This window comes from Marisediminitalea sp., assembly GCF_984433645.1.
The window spans coordinates 1-23,683 of sequence record NZ_CFIDRX010000021.1 but is presented as its reverse complement, the minus strand read 5'-3'; the positions used below and the strand labels follow the sequence as shown (position 1 = coordinate 23,683).

Below are 23,683 nucleotides of genomic sequence, written 5' to 3'. Positions count from 1 at the left end.
TCCTCATTGTGTCCTGTTGAGGTCTGACCAGAATAGTTTAAAGCTATCGCTGGATAGCGAAAAAATCAAGTGAAAACGGTGTTAAAGCTGCGTAAAAAAGAGGAGTAGATAACGTACTGGGGTAAAACCGAAGACAAACGTGCTCGGGACTATCCGTGAATCAGCAGTATGTGAATGACCGAAAGTTGGAAAAAATATGGAGCAAGCCTGCAGACCAGTGATGTGAACAACTTACCAAGGTCGAACAGGCTTCACTAAAACTTATTTGGCAGCGAAGGCTTTGAGTCTTAAATCGCCTTGCTCATCACCGTCTTTAAACTGCTGTAACCGAACCAACTGATAGTTCAGGTCTGGTGCAAACCAGGCATAGGTGACGCGAGAACTTGAGTCGCGTTCAATTTCTACTTTCAATGCTTCGATAGCGCCGTAGGGTAAATCCAGTTGCTCCATGCCGTGTACCAGAATACCGTAATGTTTTTGCTGGCCGCGGTAGTTAATAAACTGGTAATCCAGTGCTGAGATGCCTTGAGCAAGTCTGACGGTCAGATCAAGTCGGTAAAGCTGGTTGTCGAATTCATTTGCCCAGTTGATCTGGGTTTGCTCGTCATCGTCAGAGATGTTAATCAGCGCAGGGGGGCCGGGGTTAAATGTTACCTGTAAGCTTTTGTCTGACCCGGTGCCTGTGCGAGAGTAATTATATTCCTGAGGCGTAATAGTGTCGCCGTCGACGGTAAATATTGAATGCTCAAAGCGTTTGTCAGAGAGGAAAAACTTCGACACTTTGGATTGGTAAGTTAACGAGTAGAGTCCGGGAGATAGCTCTTCAAGTGATACCTTGGCAGAGCCCAGGTTGTCGTCCCATTTGTAAGCGTAATACACGGCTTCAAAGGGTTTTAATAGATCACTGGCGGTATGTGCAGGCTCTGTCGATGCTATTGCGGCCTGAGCCATCAGGCCAAACAGTGCAACGCCTGCAACGCGCTTAATCGTTTGCGTAACCACCTTCTGGAAGCACATTCCCATCTAATACTGCCTTATTATTATTCATTGTTAATCGGCCACCGCAAAACCAGTGTACCACCAATGGGTAAATATGGCGTTCCTGTTCCTGCACACGCTGAGCCAGCGTGCCTGCATCGTCGTCACTGAACACCGGAACCTTACACTGAATGATGACGGGGCCGCCGTCAAGCTCCGGTGTTACAAAATGAACGCTGAGTCCATGTTCTTCGTCGCCATTGTCAATGGCGCGTTGATGCGTATTTAACCCTTTGTACTTAGGCAACAAAGACGGGTGAATGTTCAATAATTTACCCAAATAATGATCAACGAAGTCGGCAGTCAGGATGCGCATGAACCCGGCAAGTACCACACAATCAGGTGCGTAGCTGTCGAGGGTTTCCATCAGTGCGGCGTCATAACTTTCGCGATCTTCAAAAGCCTTGTGGTCCAGGCAAATCGCCGGAATGCCTGCGTTTTCAGCCCGCTCTAAACCGTAGGCGTCAGGGCGGTTAGAAATGACACACGCGATCTTGCCGTGTATTTTCCCCGCCGCAACGGCATCAATGATGGCCTGGAGGTTTGAGCCATTACCAGAAATTAAAACGCAGATGTTGGGCATTGCACTGGACATTCGGACTTACTCTGTAATTTCTACTTGCGCATCGCCGTCTAAGTCAGCAATACCACCAATTAACCAGGCATCTTCACCGGCATCATTTAATACAGATAGCGCTGTGTCTACATCAGCTTCATCAACAACGATAACTAGACCAACACCACAGTTAAAGGTACGGTACATCTCATGTGTCGTTACGTTGCCGTTAGTTTGCAGCCAGTTAAACACGGCTGGCCATTCCCAGCTGTTGCCGTCGATAACTGCTTTCGCATTGTCAGGTAGGACGCGCGGGATATTTTCCCAGAAGCCGCCACCGGTAATATGCGAAATCGCAGAGACCTTTACGCTTTCCAGTAATTTAAGTACTGATTTAACGTAAATGCGGGTAGGGGCAAGTAAATGGTCAATGATTGGTTTATCGTCAAGCGGCTGCGTAACATCGGCACCGCTTACTTCAATGATCTTGCGGATTAACGAGTAGCCGTTTGAGTGAGGGCCCGAAGAACCCAGGGCGATGATTTTCTGCCCGGCTTTAACGGTGGTTCCATCGATGACATCAGCGGCTTCTACAACACCCACGCAGAAACCAGCAATATCGTAATCGTCACCGTGGTACATTCCCGGCATTTCCGCCGTTTCACCACCAATCAGTGCACAGCCGGCCAGTTCACAGCCTGCGCCAATACCTGTAACGACGTCGGCAGCAGTATCAACATTTAACTTACCGGTTGCGTAGTAATCCAAGAAGAACAATGGCTCAGCACCCTGAACAATCAGGTCGTTCACACACATGGCAACTAAATCGATACCAACGCTGTCGTGACGTGCATAGTCCATTGCCAAACGCAATTTCGTGCCTACACCATCAGTGCCAGACACCAATAAAGGCTGCTTGTATTTTTCAGGAAGCGCGCACAGTGCACCAAATCCACCCAGACCACCACGTACTTCAGGACGCTGAGTACGTTTGGTTACCGATTTAATACGTTCTACTAATTGATTGCCAGCATCGATGTCGACGCCTGCATCCTTATAACTCAACGAGGTATTTTTGTCAGTCACGGGCAAGCCTTTTAAGGTGGACAGGTTTGAATGCGCGGATTCTACCAGTATCCGCCATTAAGTCCAATGCGTAATCCCCATTGCAGGGATGGATTTACGCAAAAGTTTGGCATAGCCGAATTGAAACTGTCAGTAAACAACGCGGCGTGTAGACTCGGGTTGATTGTTTTGTAGTCAGATATGCCGAATTTGTTACCGGTAATCCACATATTTGTGGTGAAAATCAGATCTAAATAGCTCACAATACAGAGATTATTGCCACTGAATTTACCAGTTGGTACCAGAAGTGAGTTGTGTTGTTCGAGCCGTTTTGGGGGTTTATCCAAATCGCGCGCAAACTGGCGATTTTCGCCTTGTACTGACTCACTTTCGAACAGACAGGTCTCTGTTCAGGGATAGGGAGTAAGCATTTCGCTTAAGTGGTTTATGGTTGCAAAAACAAAGAATGCGTTTGGCGCCTGGTTTTTGGGGTGCTTGTTGGGTGTTATGGCTTTAAACAGTCAGGCAAGCTCAACGATTAATATCAATACCGGCAAGGTCGCGGTTGACGATCGCAACAGTCGGACACAGCGTGCGGCCACGCGAGAGGCGCTTAGCCAGTTATTAGTAAAGTTAACCGGGCAGGGCGACATTAGCGGCTATCAGGCTCTGCAGGCAATTCGGGATGATGCCAACCGGTATCTGCGTGCTTATCGTTATACTGAAGAAAATGGTCAGCTGTATTTTGTGGCTGAGTTTGATCGCAAACAGCTGGAATCTGTGTTGATTCGGGAACGCTTGCCAATTTGGGGAGACCGCCGTCCCGACGCCTTATTGTGGCTGGCCGTTGAAAATGAGCAAGGCGAACGCCGCATTATTGATGACGGTCAGACCAACGACTATACCATTACCGCGCGTTTGCAGGCTGACGTTCGCGGTGTGCCGTTAACGCTGCCGTTAATGGATCTTGATGATGCGCTGCGTATTAATGCCTATGATGTATGGGGGCTGTTTCCGCGCCAACTTAACCAGGCGGCAGCAAGATATAACGTTGATTTTGTATTGGGTGCGCGGGTATACCGCAATCGCACGCGTGAAATTGTATTTCCAACCCCAGAGCCTGACGCGCAACCCGTAGAAGATGGTACTCAACCTATCCAGGTGGCAGAATCGGGCGCAGAGCCTATGGCGACTTTATCTGACACAACTTCGTCTGCTGGTGACAATACCGTACAAGGGGCGTTATTTACGTTACCGGAAGGCGGCGTTCAGCAAATCGACGCAAACAGTGTCTCGGGCGAGCAGAACGTTAACGGCATAAGCAACGAAGCGCTGAGTAGACTTGCAGCGAGTGGATTTGGCTCTGCAGAGCAAACCATAGAGCCCGTCAATGAAGGACCACTTTTTACACAAGAAGAGTTTTCCACGCTGGCGGCTCGAGCAAAAAAAGGGCGCTATTCACTGGACTTCTTTTATGGCCCTGCCAATGGCGCGTCTTCTGAAGTCATTCACGATACCCTGATAGGCGATGAACCGAATGAGCTGATAGCGCAGTTAATTAATCGCTATGCCGATTATTTGGGGCAAAACTACGCCATCCTGCCAACCGACGCTGATAGTGAACAACTAGTTGAGCTGTCTGTGGGTAATTTACACGACCTACGCGGATATGTGGCCGTGCAGCAGTACTTACAAGCGTTGAGTGTGACGGAAAGTGTGACGTTAGTTCGTCAACAAGGCACAGTAAGCACGTTTGGTCTGCGTTTGTTGGGTAGCGAGCGTGATTTGCGTGCGGTACTCAGTCTGGATAATCGTTTACAGCCACTACGCGATGCATTTGGGCAGCCTCTGGAAGGCATGCACTATTTCTGGAGCCAGTAACTTATGCAGCTCCCTTTGCCGGTGACATTACCTGATGATGAAACCTTTGCCAGTTTTGTGGCAGGGGCGAATGAGCAGGTTGTATCGTTACTGGCTTGTGTTGCGGAACATTCCCCGGATTGGCGTGAAGAACCGGCGCTCACTATTCTCAATGCGGCCTCCATTCCCTTGGTTAACCTGATGGGCGGGAATGGCAAAGGGAAGAGTCACTTACTGTATGCCGTGTGTCATCAGCTTGCCGGGCGGGAAATTCCTCACGTTTATTTAAACTGTGCTGACTTGATTGGCCTGTCTCCCCGAGTGCTGGATTCGCTTGAACTATTGCCGGTAATTTGTCTGGACAATCTTGAGCATATTCGCGGTAACGAAGCCTGGGAAGAAGCGGTCTTTGATTTGATAAACCGCGTGAGTGAAACACGGGTAGGGTTGCTAATTTTTGCTTCACAGCTGGGCCCACAACACAGTGAGTTTTTGCTACCGGACCTGCGCTCCCGGTTAAGCGCCGGGCTTACTTTTCAATTGCAGGGATTAACCGATGAAGAACGTGGTGAAGTGCTGTCTTCCCGTGCACTGCAACGGGGTTTGAATCTGACTGAACAAGCATTGCACTACTTGCTGAATCACAGTCAACGGGATCTGCCCAGCTTAATGGCGTTATTAGACAGACTGGACCAGCGTTCTTTGCAGGAACAGAAAAAGATTTCGGTAGCCTTGGTTAAACGCGAACTATCAGAGTAGTCACTCTAATAGTTCGCGTTGCTGCAATTTAATGACGTGCTTAATGCAAATGACGTTCAAACTGAGGGATACGCAATGGCGGTCTGACTGTGGTTGCTTTACCGTTAATACTTGTGGTTTCACGCTTACCGCCGTCACCTTCCAATTGCACTAAATCAAACCATGATTGACCGCCTGGCATTTGAATCACAGCAGGTAATTCGGCCTGAATACCAGCTACATTGAGTTCTGGCAAGATGCGTTCGACCGTAAATGCCGTTCTCGCTTGCAGGGTGTCCTGATTGATACGGTGACGCTGCCCCCAGGTGACAAGCGCATCGTTATTGTTTACCCGGCCTATAACGGCAACGTCAGCGCTGACGTTCATGCGATAGAGCATCATAAACTGCTCAAACATCATGGCGTAATCTTCGCGCTCGGTGTAGTAGGCGTAATAGGTTGGTGCAATGTCAGCGCTAAACGCATCTGCAACCTGCGAGGGTGTTGTGTTTTTTTGCGCCGTAGTGGCTTCTTCACCGCCAAATGACACCTCAGCCAGACCTTCCAGCAAGGTCGATTGCAATGGGTAGTTAGCAGACATAATGGAAGACTGCGCGCCAAAGCGCTGAAAATGACTGAGCGGGTCACTGGATGAACTAATACTTGCCCAGCTTGCAGGCGGAAAGAAATCATTAGCATGGGCCAGTTCGTGGTACATCAGCCATGCAAGAGACGCTTCCAGTTGTACAAAGCTTTTGGATTGTCTGCTGCTGGCGGGCAGAGAGGATTGCGGGTAGTAGTACTCACCGTCTTTTACATAGCGCCAGTAAATACCAAACTGGAGTTCGTTGCCAAAGCCACTGCGGTAATCCGGGATGGTATTGAGTGTGTCGCGCTCTTCTGGTGTGCGCCAGAAATTTCGCGCATCCAGGTAGATTGCCCCTGTTCTGACCCAATAAAAAGAGGGCCTGACATCATAAGAAATAACAATCGCAGTGACGCCACGCAGTAATTTAATTATGTCTTCAGCGGCGGCAGATTGAGTGAGAAATTCGCGGAATCGCTCACCCATCCAATGGTGTGAAACCAGGGTACGGTCGAGGATAGTGTCAATGCTCGGTGACATCGTTTCCATGCCGATGAGGGGCAATGTATCGAAATCACAGCTGTTCTCGACGGTATTGTTGTAGACGCAAGCCTGCAATGCGTCAGCGTAGGGCGAAGTTTGATTAAACGGACGCAAATCCGTTGTTACGTACATATCGATCCCGGTGAAAATACCATTGTTTGCAATGCTCGCTTCTTTTACACCAATCAGCACGTCGTCACTTGCAGTAGCGCCATCATCAAAGGTTGCGGTAACGCGAAACGCCATTACCTCGTCTCGCGATACTTCAGGTGCTTCCATAAAGGCCGAGCGGAAGGGACCGTTGGTGCTGTCTTCCTGATACGTGATTTCATCGGGTTCTGGACCCGCAAGTTGAGTCCATTGCGTTGCGGTAATGATTTTGTTTGCCGGGCTGTCGACACGAATAGAAATTCGGCCTCGCTCTGTAGCCATGTGATCCAAACGCAAATTCACAATATCGTCTGTGCTGTTACCATTAGCCGTTAAGGACACTGAGGCTGAACGCGTATCGCCGGTAGATGTGGTCGCTGTCACCGTGAAGCTATAGTCTCCGGCTTCAGGCACGTCGAACCCAATCGCCTGGGATTGGCTGGACAACAGGGTAACCGTCGGCCCCGCTGTTTGTTGCCAGGTGATATCGGTCAGTGAAGCGCCATTATCCGCTAAGACAACAAAACCTGCTGATGTATTTACGTCTACCGATAAGTCACCGTAAATCGCCAGCCCATCTTCAGTTAGAGCAGGAGAAAGGCGAGTAAAATCCGGGTTGCTGTTACCCGGGGAATTGGTTGGTGAATTGCTATCGCCACTGCCGCCGCAGGCAGCAAGACCCAAGGTAAAAGTAAGGGTGGCGGATGTGGTTACGAGCGCTTTGAAAACCTGTCGCATTCTTCCTGCATCTCCTCTTTTAACTTCTTCAAACCGAGGCCTAATTCCCTGCCTCGAAGACGTGCATACACGCTGCAACCCGTAAACATACCAACCACAAGCAAGAGCTCAATGACGGCAAACCAACGTTCTGCCGGTTCAGCGTATAACACGGTAAAACCGTGCATTAAGTAATACAGCGCAATAAAGTTCGCCCAGGCGTGGGTATAGGGTTTGCCTTTTACTATGCCCCACATAGGTAATAGTAAGGGAAGGGCGTAAATTAGGAATATAAACTGCAGGGAATACTGATCGGTTGTTGTGAAAATAAGTTGCCAACTTACCACCCAGACAAACAACGATAGTGTGCAAACGAGTGCCAGATAGCGGAATTTTTTCGTGTTGGGTGCCATAGGCGTCATACTGAATTACCTTGATAAAGCGAGGTCGCAAGTGTAGCAAGGCGTTTACCTTGTGCAATACACAATTGTTTTTCGGTCTGCGTCAGAGAGTTGTTCTGGTGTCCTGTCGCAACATGCGTTGGTCCATAGGGCGTGCCGCCTTCCGTGGTGTTGTGCAGCGCCGGCTCAGAGTAGGGAATCCCGCTAATAACCATGCCGTGATGCAGCAGTGGCAGCATCATCGACAGTAAGGTGCTTTCCTGCCCCCCATGCATACTGCTACTGGACGTAAATACACAAGCAGGCTTGTTGATCAGCGCACCGTCCAGCCACAAGCTGCTGGTACTGTCCAGAAAGTGTTTCAGCGGTGCTGCCATGTTACCAAATCGGGTAGGACTGCCGAGCGCTAACGCACTGCATGTTTTTAAATCCTGCAAACTGACATAAGGTGGCCCCGACGCCGGGTCGGTAGAGGGCTCTCCGTCTTCCTCGACGGTGACCAACTCCGGCACAGTGCGCAGCATTGCCGTTGCACCAGTTGACTCTACACCTAGTGCAATGGCTCTCGCTAGCGCCGCGGTAGCACCATGTCGACTGTAATACAGAATTAAAACGGGCCCCATTTAGAGAATGTCCAGTACAGACTCAGGTGGTCTGCCAATTTTCGCCTTGTCGCCGTTAATAACCACAGGCCGCTCGATTAGCTTCGGATGTGCCGCCATGGCCGCAAAGCGTTCGTCGTCAGATGTGTCTGCTTGCTGTAATCCGGCTTCCTTGTATTCTGCTTCTTTAACCCGCATCATGCTTTTAACGTCATCGAGCCCCAGCTTTGCGAACAATTCACGAATTTCTGCTTCGCTCAGCGGTTGTTTTAAATATTCAACGACAACAGGGTCATAACCTTTTTCCTGAAGCAACGTCAGGGTTTGACGGCTCTTTGAACAGCGTGGATTGTGTAGTATTTTTAATTCTGCCATGTGCGTTTCTCATATCCTGTTTTTTAGCGCGAAGGAGTATCGGCTTGACTGAATTGAAAATTGTCGCAGATTTTAAACGACAAACGCAACAGCGAGGATCAATAAAGACAGCGGCGGTCGTTGTATTAGCCATTGCTGCAATGTTGGCAGGAGTTGTTGCACAACGTTTTGTTGGCGAGCCTGAAGTTACGTTTCAAACCGTTGGTGGTGACGTAATGAACTGGCAGTCTGAAAAATGGACCGTGATCAATTATTTTGCCGAATGGTGTACGCCCTGTTTGCGGGAATTGCCTGAGTTAAATGCTTATTTCCAAAACGGTGAGGCGCGCTTGCTAGGGGTGAGTTACGATAATCTGTCGGCTGAAGCGTTAAAAGCTATGATTGAACGCCAGCAGATTCGGTTTCCCGTCGTAGCAAGCGAAGATGTGAGTAATCTGCCCGTACCTATGCCTTCTGTGTTACCAACAACTTATATAATTTCGCCTGACGGCAAGCTGGTCAAAACGCTCCACGGTGAGCAAACAGAGCAGGGCCTGACAACGTTGTTATTGTCATTGTAGCGGTTACTGCATCTGTTTTAGTTTTTCCTGTTCATCGCGAAATTGCTGAATTCGCGCCCGAATACGTTGCTTTTCCAGGTGATTGTCACCGGTAAAATTATAGGCGTGTTGCAGCTCGTCTACCGCATTAGGGTAAGCGCCATAAAGCGCCAACAGTTCTGCCTTGCTGCGATGCATGCCCATGTACTGTTTTTCGCCTTTGTAGGCATCGGTGAGGATTTGATAAGCAATCTCATCCTGGGGGTGAACCAGCAGATAATCACGCAGGATTTCAATCGAACGGGTATATTGCTTCGACGACACCAGTGCGTTTGCCAGGTTAAGCACCACCACACTGTTACGTGGCTTTTGTTTCAACACGCGCTCAAGCATGGCAATGGCGTCTTGTGGCTTACCGAGTGCAATGTCGATATCGGTGGCCAAATCCAAATAAAACAGGTTTTCATTGTCACCTTGCATCAGGGCGTCGTTAATAGTCTTCGCTTCCTCGTACTTTTCATTTTCGAACAGTGCAACAGCTAAGCCGTATTGAGCTGCTTCTTTTATCAGATAGCTACCCGAGTCGTTTACTGCAATAAAGTACTCCAATGCGTAATCGGGTTTAAACTGATAACGCGCCTGAATGCGTGCTTTAGCTAAGTGAAACGACTTACTCGGCGCAAGCCTGACATTGGGGTAACCATCCATACGAATACGTGCATCGGCAATACGTTTTTCGGTTAATGGGTGAGTTAACAAGCGCTCTGGTGGGCGTGAGCTCATTCTGTATTGCTCTGCCATTTTGCCAAAAAAGCTGGCAGTGGCCTTAGGATCAAAGCCCGCCGCATAGAGAATGTCGATGCCAATACGATCGGCTTCCTGCTCGTTTGAACGGGTGTAATCGATACCCATTTGTGCTGACATTGCCTGAGACGTCGAGAGGGCAGCAATACCCGCTTCCGGATTTGCCATCGCAAGCAAAATACTGCCGAACATAGAGGCCAGCGCGAGCGGGGAACTGCGTTGTTGTGATAAAGCGCGGCGTGCGAGATGGCGCTGGGTAACGTGCGTGACCTCGTGTGCCAGTACAGACGCTAGCTCACTCTCGTTGTCGGCAGCCGTTATGATACCGGTATGTACACCAACGTGACCGCCATAAAAGGCAAATGCGTTCATGGCGTTGTTATTAATAACAAAGAACTGGAAGGGGAATTTCGTATTGTCGGCCTGCAGCACCAGACGATTGCCGAGGTCCTGAATATATTCATTAATCACCGGGTCGCCAATGATCGGCGCCTGTCCGCGCATTTGGCGCATGATGGCATCGCCAATCAATATTTCTTTATCCAGCGTAAGAGCTTCTGAAGCCACTACACCTATTTCCGGCAGCGTATTTTTATCACTACCCAGGGATTGCGCACTGCTATTTGCTGCAACAAACACTGTCGCGAGTAGTGCCAAACTAAAAAAGCGTCGAAAAACAAACGATGAAATCATGATTCCTCTGGCAAAGGCCAATACTGCAATTATATTGGACAACGGTTTGCCTGACAGTTCCCTAAAATGTGATTTAAATTAATATACTTGCCGGTTAAATAACCATACAAAGCTGTTTGAGATCACACCACAAGCGAATTCCACAAGCAAGCATCTTGCAGCAAAATAATGCTGTCTGACGGCATTGCGAATTCATCGTATTAGAACTAGTGTGGTTTGGGGATTATGGGTATAGTAGTGGCCCTTACCGCTGAACGTTCAAATGTCGGTGTTAAATTAAAAATTCTAATAATATCAATGTTCAGGTGTACTAGCCGAACGAGTGAACAGGTAATCAACCCTAAGATGGGTACGTAAAGGATGTCTACATGTTAAGTATTTTTGGGCGGTGGTATAAGCGCAAATTTTCAGATCCCGATGCCACAATGCTGTTGATCCTCATTTTAATTACCAGTGCTGTTCTGGTGATTTGGGGAAACATGCTGATGCCAGTTATCGTAGCGGCGATCATCGCATACTTGCTTGATTGGCCGGTATCTCAGTTAACCCGGCTGGGTATGAAACGTACGTTGTCCTGCAGTCTGGTGTTAATTTGCTTTGTATCGATTATGGTTTTGCTCATGGTGGGGCTGGTCCCCGTTGTAACTAAACAAAGCATGAGTCTTGTGCAGGAATTGCCGAATATCTGGCAAAAAGCCCAGGATTGGTTGTTAACCTTACCCGACAAATACCCGGAGTACGTTCAGTTCCCACAAATTTATGAAATGATGGAAGGCGCGAATCAACACCTTGTCGACTTTGGTCAGGAAGCGTTAACCGCATCGTTCAGCTCAATTGCCAGTGTTGCCGCTTTGCTTATTTACCTAATACTGGTGCCGTTAATGGTTTTCTTCATGCTGAAGGACAAGCCGTATTTTACCGACAGTATTTCCCGCTTGCTGCCTCGCGAACGCCGGCTGATTACCCAGGTGGGGAATGAAATGAACGTACAAATCGCCAATTATATTCGCGGTAAGGTCATTGAGATCATCATTGTGGGCGCGGTGTCTTGTATAACCTTTGCCATTATGGATTTGCGTTATTCACTGTTGTTGGGTGTGCTGGTCGGCTTATCGGTACTGATCCCCTACATTGGTGCCGCGGTGGTGACTATTCCGGTTGCTGTCGTAGCTATGTTCCAGTGGGGGATTACCCCTGAATTTTGGTATCTGATGGTCGCCTACGGCATTATTCAGGCGCTGGACGGGAATTTATTGGTGCCTATTTTATTTTCAGAAGCAGTTAGCTTACACCCGCTCTATATAATTGTTGCCGTGTTGTTTTTCGGTGGTTTATGGGGCTTCTGGGGCGTGTTCTTTGCCATTCCTCTGGCTACGCTGGTGAAAGCTGTTGTGTCAGCCTGGTCCAGCTCACCCGAAGTGCCGGCCGAACCTTAAGTCTGTTGGTCAGGCTGCCATCACAGGTAGCCTGACTCTTCTAATTTAGACCAAACCTTTCTCGAACATAGCCAGGGTTTTTGCCCAGGCAATTTCCGCTTGTTTTTCGTTGTAGACCTTTGAGTCTGGTGGTGTCCAGCCATGCAATGTGCCGGGGTACACTTCAACGTCAGCGGCAATGCCCGCCTGTTTATAGGCTTCTGTAAGCCAGGGCTTCATATTCGGCGCGCGTTCATTGTCATTTTCCGCAATCGCATGTAAAGCTAATGCATCTGAATCAGCAACAGTCAGGTGAGGACTGTTTTCTTTGTCGGTCGCCAGTCCACCTCCATGATAACTGGCGATTGCACCGATACGGTCGGGCAGGGCCGCGGCAGCATACATGGTAAAGGCCCCACTCATGCAGTAGCCCATCACGGCCCCCTGTTTCGTTGAATCTACGTTGGGCTGCTCGTCCAAAAAGCGGAAAAAGGCCGTTGCATCGCTAACAACAGCGTCCTGATTTAATTTTGCACGCATTGGAGACAGAATAGCTCTGGCCTCAGGTGCCGGGAATTCGATGCCGTCCGGTAGAGCTGCGCCTTTTACGTCACGGTAGAATGGGTTAACCACTAATACCGCGTAACCTTCTGCCGCTAATCGACTGCCCATAGTATCAAACGCTTCCCGACGCCCCTTAATATCAGGCCACATAATGACAGCAGGGTGTTTACCTGTTGATGGGCTAACCAAAAGACAATCCGCAACACCATCCGGAGTGTTAACCATAACTTGTTGGCGGTTCAAAGAAGTATTCGCTATAGCAAATTGAGGGAGTACGGTACCTAGCGCACCTAAAGCGAGAAGGGTGTTAAACTGCCTGCGGTCCATGGTGTTGTGCTTTTTGTCATAATGCGCGGCATCGCGCTCTGTTTTTTCGTCACACATAATTTGATTCTCCCGAACAAACCAAGACTTATAATAGCGCTGTTTTCGTTGTTATTATCAATGGGTTTGAGTTTAAATTAACCAATAAAGAGTTCAACGGGCGGCAAGCCAACGGTTACATTGCCCATTGTTGTGATGTGATGACATCGCAACACATTGTCTATACGGTATAAACCTGCAAAGGAACGCAAAAATGAAAATAAAATCACGCATGGCAGGCCTCGCTTTTTGGTTTTGTATTAGCAGTCAATGTGTTGCTGACCAAACCTCATCGGCCCAAACGCTCAGCATCGAGCCATCGGCACTCCTCGAACAAAGTTCAGCTATAATCCAGGATTACGTAAAGGCCGGATGGTTTTCCGGCAATTTGCTTATTGCCAATGAGCGCGGTCAAAAAGTGCTTAAGTCATATGGTTATGCAAATAAAGCCGCAGGCATTAAAAATCAGGCTTGTACGCGGTTTAACATTGGCTCGATAGCAAAAATCTATACTGCGGTGCTAGTGCTGCAATACATCGAGAGCGGTGAACTTACTCTGGACACCACGCTAGCAGAGGCAGGGTTGGATCTGGATCCTGTTATTGCAAAAAAAGTAACCATTGGCCATTTGTTGAAACATCAGGCGGGTTTTAGCGATATCTTTGTACCGGAATACATGGATAACCCACTTAAATACGATACCCTGGATAAGAAAGTGGCCTTGCTCCGAAATAAACCGCTGTTATTTGAACCCGGTACTGATCGGCGGTATTCAAATTATGGCTACATTTTATTGGGCGCAGCGCTTGAGTCTTTATCCGGAAAAACCTTTGGGACATTGTTACATGACAATATCTTTGTGCCGGTTCAGGCAAAAACAGCGTCATTGCATCGACTTGAAGGCGATACCTGTCAGTCTGAACGCTATGTGTTTAATCTTGAACAAAGACAAGAGCGCACAGAGTTCCGTGAAGTGTCGGGGCCAGATGGTGGCATCGAGGCGACGGTAGACGACGTACTGCAGTTTTTTCGGGTGTTATTTTTCACCGACCGCCTATTAGTTCGTCGAGCCTCTTCGTTTACCTGGTACTTCGGCGACAAACCACATTTTGGCGCTTATGGTGGCGGCACTGGGGTAAGTGCTGCGGTAGACGTATTACGGAATAAGAAACTGGTTATCGTTTCGCTTGCAAACAGTGATGAACTGGTAGCTGAAAGAATATCAAACCGAATAGTCGCATTGGCAAACAACACCGAGAGTATGCCGTTTGCTTTACCGGCTAAGCATTTTGTGTATCAACAATATCAGACGTTGGGTAATGAAGGTTTCAAAGCCAGGTTTGCTGAATTGTATAAACAGCATGGTTATACCAGTTTTATGGGCAAAGCTATTAATGAAGCGGGCTTAAGTCTGGCCAGAGCGGGAAAGGGGGAACCTGCACTGACTATCGTTGGTTATCTTGGGCATTTTTACCCCACTGCGCCACAAGCTTTTGACAGCCTTGCTTACGTGTATTATTTGAACGGTGACGAAGCAAATGCGAAGCGCGAATTTGAACGGGCGCTCTCGTTTAAGGCTGATTTCAACAGTGACTATCATGTGACGAATTACGGCCTTCGTGATGTAAAAGAATAACCGAACGTTATCTTATTACCTCAAAGTGAACGAATTGCAGGTGATTATGAACGCATTATCGTAAAGCGCAGGGCTGTTACCTTTACCATGGCTATCCTCAATTATCCTTTGGAGGCAGCTATGAGTAATACCCATTATTTAGTGATTGGCGCAACAGGTAAAACAGGCAAGCGGGTTACTGCCAGATTAGTAGCCGCAAATAAACCGGTTAAAGCAGCAAGTCGCACAGGTGATGTGCGGTTCGACTGGCAAGATAAATCAAACTGGCCAGAAGTATTTGGCAATGTGAAAGCCGTGTATGTTACTTACTTTCCAGATCTGGCAATGCCCGGTGCGCAAGAAGATATCAGCACCCTTTGTACATTAGCGCGGCAGCAACAGGTCGAGCATATTACGTTGCTTTCCGGACGCGGCGAAGAAGAAGCGCAGGCATGTGAGCAGATTGTTGCATCATGTGGATTGTCATGGACGATTGTTCGCGCCTCTTGGTTCATGCAGAACTTTTCTGAAGGATTATTTGCTCAGTTTTTGCTTAGCGGCGACGTTTCGTTACCGGTTGGGGATGTAAAAGAGCCCTTTGTCGACGTGGATGACATAGCAGACATTGTGTTTGACTCAATGATTAGCGAAAAACACCAGAATCGACTGTATGAAGTAACAGGGGCGACGCTATACAGCTTCGCTGAACTGGTCGCATTGTTTAACAGGGTGTTAGGTCGCGATGTTAAATTTACCACGATTTCGGCCAATGCATTTTCTGACAATCTCACACGGTTGGGTGTAGACCAAGGGACTATCTCAATGTTGGATTATTTGTTCACGGAAGTATTGGATGGTAGAAATGAAAAGCGGGCAGAAGGTGTGCAACAAGCTCTGGGGCGTGAACCTACATCATTTGAAGCCTTTCTTCGGAAAAACCAACATGTCTTTGCGTGAAGCAGACATAAAAAAGCCGGTAATAACCGGCTTAATATTAAATGACGTGATCAGGCATTCAGGTAGTTTAAAATGACCAGATGGTGCTCTTTGGTTTTAAACTTATCAAACACTTTTTCAACGTTGCCTTCTTCGTCTATCAGGAAGCTGATACGGTGAATGCCGTCGTATTCCTTGCCCATAAACTTTTTCAAGCCCCACACGCCAAAGGCATCTGCAACGGCATGATCTTCGTCAGACAAAAGCGTAAAATTCAGCTGCTCTTTTTCAATGAATTTCGGTAGGCGTTTTACTGCATCCGGGCTAATACCCAGTACTTCTACATTGTGTTGTTTGAGTTCTTGTTGGATATCACGCAGACCCTGAGCCTGAACGGTGCAACCCGGTGTCATGGCTTTCGGGTAGAAGTAAACCAGTACTTTTTTGCCTTGAAATGATGCCAGAGAAATACTGTCACCGTTTTGATTCGGAAGTGTAAATGCTGGCGCTGCATCGCCTGCTACTAGCGTTTTCATGGTTTATCCTTTGTGTTTATCTACAATTTTTCCCGTCAGATGAAGCACTTGGCACAACAATTCTAACCGGTACTGGAACTCCGCTAAATGAACGTCGTCGGGAATATTCACGACCAGTTTAAAGCGCATCATTTTGTGTCCGGTGTCTTCATCTACCGCGGTAGTTTGTCGGAACGCGCTGATAGACACTTGTTGGTCAGCAAAGAAACGCGTCACGGCCTGGATCTGTCCGGGGTTGTCAACACCACTGAACTCGACGTCGTAGAGATGAGTCAGGTTTTGTTTAGTGTGCTCGCGAGTACGTTTTAAAATGGAGAGCAGATCACGACGCTGGCAGAGTTCGGGTATGCTCAGTTCTACACGCGTAATGGCGGTATGAGACCCTTCGATGATCATGGTCAACGAAAACTCCTGCCCATAGATGGCATGACGACTGTCCAGAATATTACATTCGGATTCACTGACCAGGGTGGCGATATCACTAAGGATACCTACCTGATCCGTTCCTAAAATTACGGCGATTAACTGTTGTTTCATAAACCCGACTCACGTTGTGGGGCGCCGATTCTAACATAGTACCCTGCAAAGTCGAATTGGCCGATTGGCGGACAATTCCCATTGAATTTTTAAATCAAAGCACTATTGAAAATCAAGATTGTCCGGCTGGCCTATATTTTAGTGTAATAATGGCTATTGAATCGCGGCAAACGCTTGTTTTTATGCGGCCTGACAATTACCATGTGCGCTCGAAAAAAGTGGAGAGATTATGTTTACCGGTAGTTACGTTGCACTAGTTACACCGATGCATGACAACGGCCAAATCGATTACGAGGCGTTACATGCACTGGTTGAGTTTCATATCCAGCAGGGCACTCATGGTATTGTGTCTGTAGGCACCACAGGTGAATCTGCGACCCTGCCTTTTGATGAACACATCGAAGTAGTGAAACACACGGTTGCAGCTGCTGCAGGCAGAACAAAGGTCATTGCCGGCAGTGGTGCGAACTCCACTGATGAGGCAATTTTCCTGAGCGAACAAATGGCCGGGTTGGGGATCGATGGTTTCCTGAGTGTGGTACCGTATTACAACAAGCCCCAGCAAAAAGGCATGATTGCGCATTTTAATGCAATCGCAGATGCAACAGATATTCCGGTTATCTTATACAACGTTCCTGGACGCACTGTAGCTGACATGCTACCGGAGACAGTGGCGGAACTTGCTCAACACAAAAACATTGTTGGTCTGAAAGATGCGACCGGTGACATTGAGCGTCTGAAAGCAACTCAGGCTTTGGTTGGCGACGACTTTGCCTTATTGAGCGGTGATGATGGCTCCTCGGCAGAATTCCTGTGTGAAGGCGGCCATGGTGTTATTTCTGTTACGGCAAACATCGTCCCCCGCGCGATAGCACAAATGTGTGAAGCAGCGCTGGCTGGTGATAACAATCGCTGTAATACCATTAATGCCAGTATTGAAAAGCTGCATTCCGCACTGTTTATTGAACCCAATCCAGTGATGCCAAAGTGGGCATTGTATAAAATGGGACTAATGAAAAGCCCATTTTTACGATTGCCGATGGTTTTACCGGAACTTGCGAGCCAAAAAAGCATCGAAGAGTTACTCGTAGAATATGCCATCATTTCTGAATAAGAGATAATTATGAATAAAAAACTGGCTTTGGTAAGCGGTATTGCCAGCCTTGTTCTGACAGCGTGTGCTTCACAACAAGAGCGCGTAACGGCGTCGGGAAGCTATGCCTATGTAAAAGCGACCGAACGCACACATTTGCAAGTACCTGCAGATTTAGACGCCCCTGAATTTAGTAACGATTTTGCTATTCCTGCGGTTAATCAACCAGACAGCGAACAAATGATCGGTCGCAATCTGGAAGTGATCCCACCGTCGTTAGTTATTCCACTGGTGAGTGGTTCACACGTTCAGGACGGCTCCAAAGCCGCCACTGTACTGTTGGACCAGGTAAAAGATAATGAGGCGTTAGACAAAACGATTTGGAATTCCCTCATTGGTTACCTTGAAGACCGCAATGTTGCCGTTGAGAATTTTGACCCGGAGACAGGAAAACTGGTTACCGGGTGGATGGTGCTGAATCAGAAAGATGAGGAAAGCAGTTGGTTTAACTGGTCATCTGATACTGAGACACCGGCTACCGGTCGGTACGAGTTCGAGTTAGCAATGAAACCTCACGGCCGAACTGCACAACTTTCTGTTTCTCTAAAAGATTTCAAGCATGGCCAAACTGGCCTGAGCGACCTGACATCCATGCAGCGTCGCCGTGATGAAGTTGCTGTACTTAACCGTGTTATCGGACATTACGAGTACTTAAATCAATTAGCAACTAACCAGCGTATTGCGTTGATCCGCCAGGGCCTGGATATGGAAATGGGCTTCGATGCAGACGGTAATCCAGCGTTTGTTGTGGATTCTCAGTACGACATTGCATGGCCACGTATTCAATTGGTACTGCGTAAGCTTGGCTTCAACGTGAAGGATTTGGACAAATCCAACGGGTTGATCTTCGTACAGTATACCGACGAGCAGGTAAGCTGGTGGAAAAACATGTTTTCTTCCAATAAATCACAGCTGTTGGATTACGATGAATACCGTTTAAAAATTACTAACCTGGGTCAGAAAACGTCAATTACGTTTATGAATAACGAGAGTGAGCCATTTGATGCTAAAATGGTGACTCAGCTGTTCAAACCTTTTGAACAGGTAATGACTGAAGACGGCCTGGACATTTAACTAAGAGACACACAATGGAAAAACGCGACGAGCTTTATCGTGGTAAAGCCAAAACTGTATACCTGACTGACGACAGCGATAAACTGATTTTGTATTTTCGCAACGACACTTCGGCGTTTGATGGCGAGAAAATTGAGCAGTTAGAGCGCAAAGGCGAGGTTAATAATAAATTTAACCACTTCATCATGAACAAGCTGGAAGAAGCCGGTATCGCTACTCAGGTTGAAGCTTTGCTGTCTGACACTGAGTCGCTGGTTAAGAAACTGGATATGATCCCAGTTGAGTGCGTTGTACGTAACGTTGCTGCCGGCTCTCTGGTTCGCCGCTTAGGTGTAGAAGAAGGTAAATTACTAGATCCGCCTTTGTTTGAGTTCTTCCTAAAGAACGATGCATTACATGACCCAATGGTGAATGATTACCATATTGTGTCATTTGGCTGGGCGACAGAGGCGCAAATCGCCAAAATGAAAGAGCTTACGTTTGCAGTCAACAACGTACTTAAAGCGATGTTCGATGAAGCAGGCATGATCCTGGTTGATTACAAGCTTGAGTTTGGTGTAGACGCTGCAGGCAACATCGTACTGGGTGATGAATTCACGCCGGACGGTTGCCGATTGTGGGATAAAGAAACCCATAAGAAAATGGACAAAGACCGTTTCCGTCAGGGGTTGGGCTCAGTGGTTGAAACCTACATTGAAGTTGCAGAGCGATTAGGCTTGTCACTTTAATCATTGACCGTATTACACTGTTAAATACCCGCATCTGCGGGTATTTTTTTATCAGTTTCTCAAATAAGCAATGAGATCAGGACGACCGCCAATGAATATAATCAAACTTAGTGCCATGGCAACACTGGCCATGCTGGCTTTCGCTGCTAATTCATTGTTGTGTCGTATGGCGCTGGTTGAGACCGCAATCGATCCGGCCAGTTTTACGGCTTGGCGAATAGTGAGCGGTGCGGCAACTTTGCTGATTATTGTGGCAGTGACGCAGCGCTCATTCCCTACGCGGGGTAACTGGCTTATGGCGCTGGCTTTATTTGTATATGCTGCCGCATTCTCGTTTGCGTATATTACAATGAGTGCAGGCGCAGGGGCATTGGTGTTGTTTGGCTCCGTACAAATCACCATGCTCATTTGGGGAGTGTTAAAGGGCGAAAGGCTTACCGCGCCTCAATGGTTGGGGTTTTTACTGGCAGTCACAGGTCTTATTATGTTGTTATTGCCAAACAGTGCAGTGCCCGCGCTAGGCAGTGCGTTATTAATGGCCATAGCAGGCGTTGCCTGGGGAGCATATTCCGTTATGGGGAAAACTGCAGGGGCGCCAACCGATGCCACAGCAGGCAACTTTCTAAGAGCAGCGCCAATGGCGTTACTCTTATTAGTACTTTTGGCGCCTGACATGACAGCTAGTTTTCACAACACTACCGGTATTCTGTACGCTGTGATGTCGGGCGCTATTGCGTCGGGTGTAGGGTATGCCATTTGGTATTCTGTACTGCCGCATATCGCCGCTCTCAAAGCTGCAACTATTCAGCTGTCTGTTCCAGTGATTGCTATGATCATGGGGTGGGGAGCATTACAAGAGCCCATCACTTATCGAATGTTACTCAGTGCTATTTGCGTGTTGGGCGGTATTGCCCTGGTTATCTGGGTAAAAGCGCGGCGCTGATCGCGCCTTTTTACTTCTCTTGTTCCGCAATGATGACGCAGGTTTCACCAGTAGGCAGATGTGATTGTGGGTAAACACCTTCACCCAAACAGACTACATTCGAAGTTCAGGGTGTTATTTTTATTGTGATGTCACTGTTTGGCTTACAACAGCATGGCAGGATTTCATCGTCGTCGATAAAGGCGAGGGGATCGGTAGTGTAGTCTACATCGCCAGACAGTATTTTTGTTCTGCATGCGCCACAAAACCCCTCGCGACAATGGTATTGCACGTCAACATTATGCGCTTCAAGGGTTTCTAACAGGGTTTTGTTGGGTTGCGAGGTGATTGTCACCGTATCGATAATATCGATACGGTGCTCATCGTCCTTGTTGGTCATTCCTTATAATTCGAAATCCGCAAAGTCGTCTTCACTGACCGACGAATCAATCTGACCAACCAGATAAGAACTGATTTCAGATTCCTGCGGCGCTACCTGAACGTTGTCTGACACCAGGTAGTTGTTCATCCATGGAAGTGGGTTACTGGTTACGTCGAACGGTGTCCCCATACCAATGGCAGACATGCGCTGATTAGCAATATATTCCACGTACTGACACAGAATTTCTTTGTTCAGGCCAATCATAGAACCGTGCTGGAACAGGTATTCTGCCCACTGTTTTTCTTGTTCTACGGCTTTGAGGAAAATCGCTTTCGCTTCTTCATGACATTCTTCTGCAATTTCGACCATTTCCGGGTCGTCCTTGCCTTTCGCCCACAGATTTAGAATGTGTTGGGTTGAGGTCAGATGCAGGTTTTCGTCACGGGCAATCAGACGAATAATCTTTGAGTTACCTTCCATGAGTTCGCGTTCGGCGAAAGCAAAGGTACAAGCGAACGAGACGTAGAAACGAATGGCTTCCAGTGCATTAACGGAATTCATGCAAAGGTACATTTTTTTCTTCAGTTCACGCATGGTGACAACGTAGGGCTCGCCGTCTAATTCGTAGGTGCCTTCGCCGCGTGTTTGCCAAAGCTGGGTCGCGTAAATCAAATCGTCGTAGTATCGAGAGATGTCGGTAGCACGACGTTTGATCTCTTCGTTGTCCACGATGTCTTCGAAGATTTCGCTGGGATCAACAAACAGATTCCGCAAAATGTGCGTGTAAGAGCGAGAGTGAATGGTCTCGAAAAATGACCACGTCTCTACCCAGGTTTCTAACTCTGGTAAAGAGATAATTGGCAAAAACGCAATGTTCGGGCTGCGGCCCTGCACTGAGTCAAGCAATGTCTGGTATTTCAGGTTAGAAATAAAGATGTGTTTTTCAGGTTCACTGAGCTTTTGAAAGTCTACCCGGTCGCGACTTACATCGACTTCTTCAGGGCGCCAGAAAAAGCTGATTTGCTTTTCGATGAGCTTTTCAAAGATCGAATGTTTTTGCTGGTCGTATCGGGCAACGTTAACCGGCTTGCCGAAAAACATGGGTTCATCAAGTTGGTTTGTTTTTTCTTGATTAAACGTGGTGTATTTCATAGTTTCAAATCACTTCACTAGCGCAAAAAATCGCCCGACATCATAGCCGGGCATTATTTTTATATTAGATCTTACAGGCGCCGCCTGCGCAATCGTCATCTTCAGTCTCCACAACCGCTTGTGCCTGCGGTTTTGTTTCAGCCTGATTGGCTTCAGCAGGGGCCGCATCAGCAGCACCGTCGCGGGTGTTGTGGTAGTAAAGGGTCTTAACACCCAGCTTGTACGCCGTTAATAAGTCTTTCAGTAGTAAGCGCATTGGCACTTTACTGTTTTCATACTTAGACGGGTTATAACTGGTGTTTGCAGAGATTGTCTGGTCAATAAACTTCTGCATAATGCCGCACAGTTGCAGGTAACCATCGTTAGACGGGATATCCCACAGCAATTCGTACTGGTCTTTCAGACGCTCGTACTCAGGAACAACCTGTTTCAGCACACCATCTTTACTGGACTTAATACTGATATGACCGCGAGGTGGTTCAATACCGTTAGTGGCATTTGAAATCTGCGATGAGGTCTCAGATGGCATCAGAGCAGACAGGGTAGAGTTGCGTAAACCGTGCTCTACGATTTCTGCGCGTAACCCTTCCCAGTCCAGGTGCAGTGGTTCATCACATACGCTGTCCAAGTCTTTCTTGTAGGTGTCGATTGGCAGAATACCTTTGGCGTATGTCGTTTCGTTGAATTTAGGACACGCGCCTTTTTCTTTAGCCAGGTTAACCGATGCTTTTAGCAAGTGATACTGCATGGCTTCGAAGGTGCGGTGAACCAAACCATTCGCACTGAAATCTGAGTATTTCACGCCGTTTTTCGCCAGGTAATAAGCGAAGTTAATAACGCCTATACCCAACGTACGACGATTCATTGTTGCATTGTAGGCCGCAGGAACAGGGTAGTCCTGGTAGTCTAACAAGCTATCCAGGGCGCGGACCGCAAGGTCTGACAATTCTTCAAATTCGTCAAGTGATTTGATTGCACCCAGGTTGAACGCCGACAGCGTACACAATGCAATTTCGCCGTTTTCGTCGTTTACGTGCTCAAGCGGCTTGGTTGGCAGTGCAATTTCCAGACACAGGTTGCTTTGACGTACCGGGGCAACAGCCGGATCAAACGGGCTGTGGGTATTACAGTGGTCAACGTTTTGCAGATAGATACGGCCAGTGCTGGCACGTTCCTGCATGAACAAGCTGAACAATTCCATGGCTTTGATACGCTTCTTGCGAATCGACTCGTCCTGTTCGTATTTAACGTACAGTTCTTCAAACTTGGGCTGGTCGGCAAAGAAGGCGTCGTAAAGGCCTGGGACGTCTGACGGACTGAACAAAGTAATGTAGTCGTCCTTCATCATGCGCTGGTACATGAGCTTATTGAACTGTACACCGTAATCCAGGTGGCGAACGCGGTTTTCTTCCACACCACGGTTATTCTTCAATACCAGTAGCGATTCAATTTCAAGGTGCCACAGTGGGTAGAACAACGTGGCTGCGCCACCGCGAACACCGCCCTGAGAGCAGCTCTTCACCGCCGTTTGGAAATATTTATAGAACGGAATGCATCCGGTGTGGAACGCTTCACCACCGCGAATTGGGCTGCCTAGTGCACGGATTCGACCTGCATTCACACCGATACCGGCGCGTTG

At 47.9% G+C, this 23,683-nt stretch carries 24 protein-coding genes; 10 read left to right on the top strand and 14 right to left on the bottom strand.

Going from position 1 to position 23,683, the window contains the following annotated elements:
* Positions 1 to 261 precede the first annotated feature (261 nt).
* From AC4MRN_RS04860 to purM, 3 genes are read right to left on the bottom strand one after another with little or no spacing between them, the layout of a single operon-like run.
* A complete protein-coding gene (locus AC4MRN_RS04860; RefSeq protein ID WP_491202648.1) occupies positions 262 to 1,023 on the bottom strand; it encodes a DUF3108 domain-containing protein in 762 nt (253 codons plus the stop codon).
* Positions 983 to 1,633 (bottom strand): phosphoribosylglycinamide formyltransferase, encoded by a 651-nt coding sequence (gene purN / locus AC4MRN_RS04855; protein WP_155014944.1) that lies wholly within the window; start codon positions 1,631 to 1,633, stop codon positions 983 to 985. Before purN ends, AC4MRN_RS04860 begins: the two co-directional genes overlap by 41 nt.
* A gap of 6 nt (positions 1,634 to 1,639) precedes the next feature.
* Positions 1,640 to 2,680 (bottom strand): phosphoribosylformylglycinamidine cyclo-ligase, encoded by a 1,041-nt coding sequence (purM, locus tag AC4MRN_RS04850; RefSeq protein WP_073324630.1) that lies wholly within the window; start codon positions 2,678 to 2,680, stop codon positions 1,640 to 1,642.
* A 426-nt stretch (positions 2,681 to 3,106) separates the two neighbouring features.
* Here purM and AC4MRN_RS04845 point away from each other — a divergent pair, with 426 nt between their 5' ends.
* On the top strand, positions 3,107 to 4,540 hold the full coding sequence (locus tag AC4MRN_RS04845) for a DUF2066 domain-containing protein (RefSeq protein WP_073324629.1): 1,434 nt from the start codon (positions 3,107 to 3,109) through the stop codon (positions 4,538 to 4,540).
* Positions 4,541 to 4,543: 3 nt separating this feature from the next.
* Positions 4,544 to 5,278 (top strand): DnaA regulatory inactivator Hda, encoded by a 735-nt coding sequence (gene hda, locus AC4MRN_RS04840; protein ID WP_491202647.1) that lies wholly within the window; start codon positions 4,544 to 4,546, stop codon positions 5,276 to 5,278.
* Between the two features lie 40 nt (positions 5,279 to 5,318).
* Here hda and AC4MRN_RS04835 read toward each other — a convergent pair whose 3' ends face one another.
* From AC4MRN_RS04835 to arsC, 4 genes are read right to left on the bottom strand one after another with little or no spacing between them, the layout of a single operon-like run.
* Positions 5,319 to 7,274: a PKD domain-containing protein gene (locus AC4MRN_RS04835; protein ID WP_491202646.1), complete on the bottom strand. Its 1,956-nt coding sequence runs from the start codon at positions 7,272 to 7,274 to the stop codon at positions 5,319 to 5,321.
* Entirely contained in the window at positions 7,247 to 7,666 is a 420-nt protein-coding gene (locus AC4MRN_RS04830; protein WP_073324847.1) for a DUF2069 domain-containing protein, read from the bottom strand. The genes AC4MRN_RS04835 and AC4MRN_RS04830 overlap by 28 nt, the downstream gene beginning before the upstream one ends.
* A 5-nt stretch (positions 7,667 to 7,671) precedes the next feature.
* Positions 7,672 to 8,277 (bottom strand): NAD(P)H:quinone oxidoreductase, encoded by a 606-nt coding sequence (gene wrbA, locus AC4MRN_RS04825; RefSeq protein ID WP_491202645.1) that lies wholly within the window; start codon positions 8,275 to 8,277, stop codon positions 7,672 to 7,674.
* Positions 8,278 to 8,631, bottom strand: coding sequence for an arsenate reductase (glutaredoxin) (gene arsC, locus AC4MRN_RS04820; protein WP_073324625.1), 354 nt, complete (start codon positions 8,629 to 8,631; stop codon positions 8,278 to 8,280).
* 44 nt (positions 8,632 to 8,675) lie between these two features.
* Between arsC and AC4MRN_RS04815 the strand changes: the two genes are divergently transcribed.
* On the top strand, positions 8,676 to 9,191 hold the full coding sequence (locus tag AC4MRN_RS04815) for a TlpA family protein disulfide reductase (protein WP_491202644.1): 516 nt from the start codon (positions 8,676 to 8,678) through the stop codon (positions 9,189 to 9,191).
* A 3-nt stretch (positions 9,192 to 9,194) separates the two neighbouring features.
* Here AC4MRN_RS04815 and bepA read toward each other — a convergent pair whose 3' ends face one another.
* The gene (gene bepA, locus AC4MRN_RS04810; protein ID WP_370243525.1) at positions 9,195 to 10,667 is read right to left on the bottom strand and encodes a beta-barrel assembly-enhancing protease; all 1,473 of its coding nucleotides are present in this window, start codon (positions 10,665 to 10,667) and stop codon (positions 9,195 to 9,197) included.
* A 368-nt stretch (positions 10,668 to 11,035) separates the two neighbouring features.
* Between bepA and AC4MRN_RS04805 the strand changes: the two genes are divergently transcribed.
* The gene (locus tag AC4MRN_RS04805; protein ID WP_370246033.1) at positions 11,036 to 12,103 is read left to right on the top strand and encodes an AI-2E family transporter; all 1,068 of its coding nucleotides are present in this window, start codon (positions 11,036 to 11,038) and stop codon (positions 12,101 to 12,103) included.
* A gap of 45 nt (positions 12,104 to 12,148) precedes the next feature.
* Here AC4MRN_RS04805 and AC4MRN_RS04800 read toward each other — a convergent pair whose 3' ends face one another.
* Complete coding sequence (locus AC4MRN_RS04800; RefSeq protein WP_491202643.1) at positions 12,149 to 13,030, bottom strand: dienelactone hydrolase family protein; 882 nt, start codon at positions 13,028 to 13,030, stop codon at positions 12,149 to 12,151.
* Between the two features lie 193 nt (positions 13,031 to 13,223).
* On the opposite strand from AC4MRN_RS04800, the gene AC4MRN_RS04795 reads away from it, so the two are divergent.
* Positions 13,224 to 14,645: a serine hydrolase domain-containing protein gene (locus AC4MRN_RS04795; protein ID WP_491202642.1), complete on the top strand. Its 1,422-nt coding sequence runs from the start codon at positions 13,224 to 13,226 to the stop codon at positions 14,643 to 14,645.
* A 120-nt stretch (positions 14,646 to 14,765) separates the two neighbouring features.
* Positions 14,766 to 15,581 (top strand): SDR family oxidoreductase, encoded by an 816-nt coding sequence (locus AC4MRN_RS04790; RefSeq protein WP_490401966.1) that lies wholly within the window; start codon positions 14,766 to 14,768, stop codon positions 15,579 to 15,581.
* Positions 15,582 to 15,631: 50 nt separating this feature from the next.
* Here AC4MRN_RS04790 and bcp read toward each other — a convergent pair whose 3' ends face one another.
* Positions 15,632 to 16,096, bottom strand: coding sequence for a thioredoxin-dependent thiol peroxidase (bcp, locus tag AC4MRN_RS04785; RefSeq protein ID WP_490401965.1), 465 nt, complete (start codon positions 16,094 to 16,096; stop codon positions 15,632 to 15,634).
* A 3-nt stretch (positions 16,097 to 16,099) separates the two neighbouring features.
* On the bottom strand, positions 16,100 to 16,633 hold the full coding sequence (locus AC4MRN_RS04780; protein WP_073324619.1) for a glycine cleavage system transcriptional repressor: 534 nt from the start codon (positions 16,631 to 16,633) through the stop codon (positions 16,100 to 16,102).
* Between the two features lie 229 nt (positions 16,634 to 16,862).
* Between AC4MRN_RS04780 and dapA the strand changes: the two genes are divergently transcribed.
* The 4 genes from dapA to AC4MRN_RS04760 all read left to right on the top strand — a co-directional run bounded on the left by dapA (position 16,863) and on the right by AC4MRN_RS04760 (position 20,531).
* A complete protein-coding gene (gene dapA, locus AC4MRN_RS04775; RefSeq protein WP_490401964.1) occupies positions 16,863 to 17,747 on the top strand; it encodes a 4-hydroxy-tetrahydrodipicolinate synthase in 885 nt (294 codons plus the stop codon).
* 9 nt (positions 17,748 to 17,756) lie between these two features.
* Complete coding sequence (gene bamC / locus AC4MRN_RS04770) at positions 17,757 to 18,860, top strand: NlpB/DapX family lipoprotein (protein ID WP_491202641.1); 1,104 nt, start codon at positions 17,757 to 17,759, stop codon at positions 18,858 to 18,860.
* Between the two features lie 14 nt (positions 18,861 to 18,874).
* Complete coding sequence (gene purC, locus AC4MRN_RS04765; protein ID WP_073324616.1) at positions 18,875 to 19,588, top strand: phosphoribosylaminoimidazolesuccinocarboxamide synthase; 714 nt, start codon at positions 18,875 to 18,877, stop codon at positions 19,586 to 19,588.
* 91 nt (positions 19,589 to 19,679) lie between these two features.
* Entirely contained in the window at positions 19,680 to 20,531 is an 852-nt protein-coding gene (locus tag AC4MRN_RS04760) for a DMT family transporter (RefSeq protein ID WP_084526684.1), read from the top strand.
* A 106-nt stretch (positions 20,532 to 20,637) separates the two neighbouring features.
* Here AC4MRN_RS04760 and yfaE read toward each other — a convergent pair whose 3' ends face one another.
* From yfaE to nrdA, 3 genes are all read right to left on the bottom strand, one after another.
* Positions 20,638 to 20,910, bottom strand: coding sequence for a class I ribonucleotide reductase maintenance protein YfaE (yfaE, locus tag AC4MRN_RS04755; RefSeq protein WP_155014928.1), 273 nt, complete (start codon positions 20,908 to 20,910; stop codon positions 20,638 to 20,640).
* A 3-nt stretch (positions 20,911 to 20,913) separates the two neighbouring features.
* Positions 20,914 to 22,044, bottom strand: a complete 1,131-nt coding sequence (gene nrdB, locus AC4MRN_RS04750) for a class Ia ribonucleoside-diphosphate reductase subunit beta (RefSeq protein ID WP_073324613.1) — start codon at positions 22,042 to 22,044, stop codon at positions 20,914 to 20,916.
* A 64-nt stretch (positions 22,045 to 22,108) separates the two neighbouring features.
* A partial coding sequence (gene nrdA, locus AC4MRN_RS04745) for a class 1a ribonucleoside-diphosphate reductase subunit alpha (RefSeq protein ID WP_491202640.1) occupies positions 22,109 to 23,683 on the bottom strand: 1,575 nt, incomplete at its 5' end.

Bases quoted from the DNA above. Each gene is read 5' to 3' on its own strand.
- dapA (WP_490401964.1), top strand. From the start codon at position 16,863: ATGTTTACCGGTAGTTACGTTGCACTAGTTACACCGATGCATGACAAC.
- nrdB (WP_073324613.1), bottom strand. From the start codon at position 22,044: ATGAAATACACCACGTTTAATCAAGAAAAAACAAACCAACTTGATGAA.
- AC4MRN_RS04800 (WP_491202643.1), bottom strand. From the start codon at position 13,030: ATGTGTGACGAAAAAACAGAGCGCGATGCCGCGCATTATGACAAAAAG.
- purC (WP_073324616.1), top strand. From the start codon at position 18,875: ATGGAAAAACGCGACGAGCTTTATCGTGGTAAAGCCAAAACTGTATAC.
- AC4MRN_RS04845 (WP_073324629.1), top strand. From the start codon at position 3,107: ATGGTTGCAAAAACAAAGAATGCGTTTGGCGCCTGGTTTTTGGGGTGC.
- AC4MRN_RS04760 (WP_084526684.1), top strand. From the start codon at position 19,680: ATGAATATAATCAAACTTAGTGCCATGGCAACACTGGCCATGCTGGCT.
- AC4MRN_RS04860 (WP_491202648.1), bottom strand. From the start codon at position 1,023: ATGGGAATGTGCTTCCAGAAGGTGGTTACGCAAACGATTAAGCGCGTT.
- AC4MRN_RS04805 (WP_370246033.1), top strand. From the start codon at position 11,036: ATGTTAAGTATTTTTGGGCGGTGGTATAAGCGCAAATTTTCAGATCCC.
- purN (WP_155014944.1), bottom strand. From the start codon at position 1,633: ATGTCCAGTGCAATGCCCAACATCTGCGTTTTAATTTCTGGTAATGGC.
- arsC (WP_073324625.1), bottom strand. From the start codon at position 8,631: ATGGCAGAATTAAAAATACTACACAATCCACGCTGTTCAAAGAGCCGT.
- wrbA (WP_491202645.1), bottom strand. From the start codon at position 8,277: ATGGGGCCCGTTTTAATTCTGTATTACAGTCGACATGGTGCTACCGCG.
- AC4MRN_RS04790 (WP_490401966.1), top strand. From the start codon at position 14,766: ATGAGTAATACCCATTATTTAGTGATTGGCGCAACAGGTAAAACAGGC.
- AC4MRN_RS04795 (WP_491202642.1), top strand. From the start codon at position 13,224: ATGAAAATAAAATCACGCATGGCAGGCCTCGCTTTTTGGTTTTGTATT.
- AC4MRN_RS04835 (WP_491202646.1), bottom strand. From the start codon at position 7,274: ATGCGACAGGTTTTCAAAGCGCTCGTAACCACATCCGCCACCCTTACT.
- AC4MRN_RS04780 (WP_073324619.1), bottom strand. From the start codon at position 16,633: ATGAAACAACAGTTAATCGCCGTAATTTTAGGAACGGATCAGGTAGGT.
- bepA (WP_370243525.1), bottom strand. From the start codon at position 10,667: ATGATTTCATCGTTTGTTTTTCGACGCTTTTTTAGTTTGGCACTACTC.
- yfaE (WP_155014928.1), bottom strand. From the start codon at position 20,910: ATGACCAACAAGGACGATGAGCACCGTATCGATATTATCGATACGGTG.
- bamC (WP_491202641.1), top strand. From the start codon at position 17,757: ATGAATAAAAAACTGGCTTTGGTAAGCGGTATTGCCAGCCTTGTTCTG.
- bcp (WP_490401965.1), bottom strand. From the start codon at position 16,096: ATGAAAACGCTAGTAGCAGGCGATGCAGCGCCAGCATTTACACTTCCG.
- hda (WP_491202647.1), top strand. From the start codon at position 4,544: ATGCAGCTCCCTTTGCCGGTGACATTACCTGATGATGAAACCTTTGCC.
- AC4MRN_RS04830 (WP_073324847.1), bottom strand. From the start codon at position 7,666: ATGGCACCCAACACGAAAAAATTCCGCTATCTGGCACTCGTTTGCACA.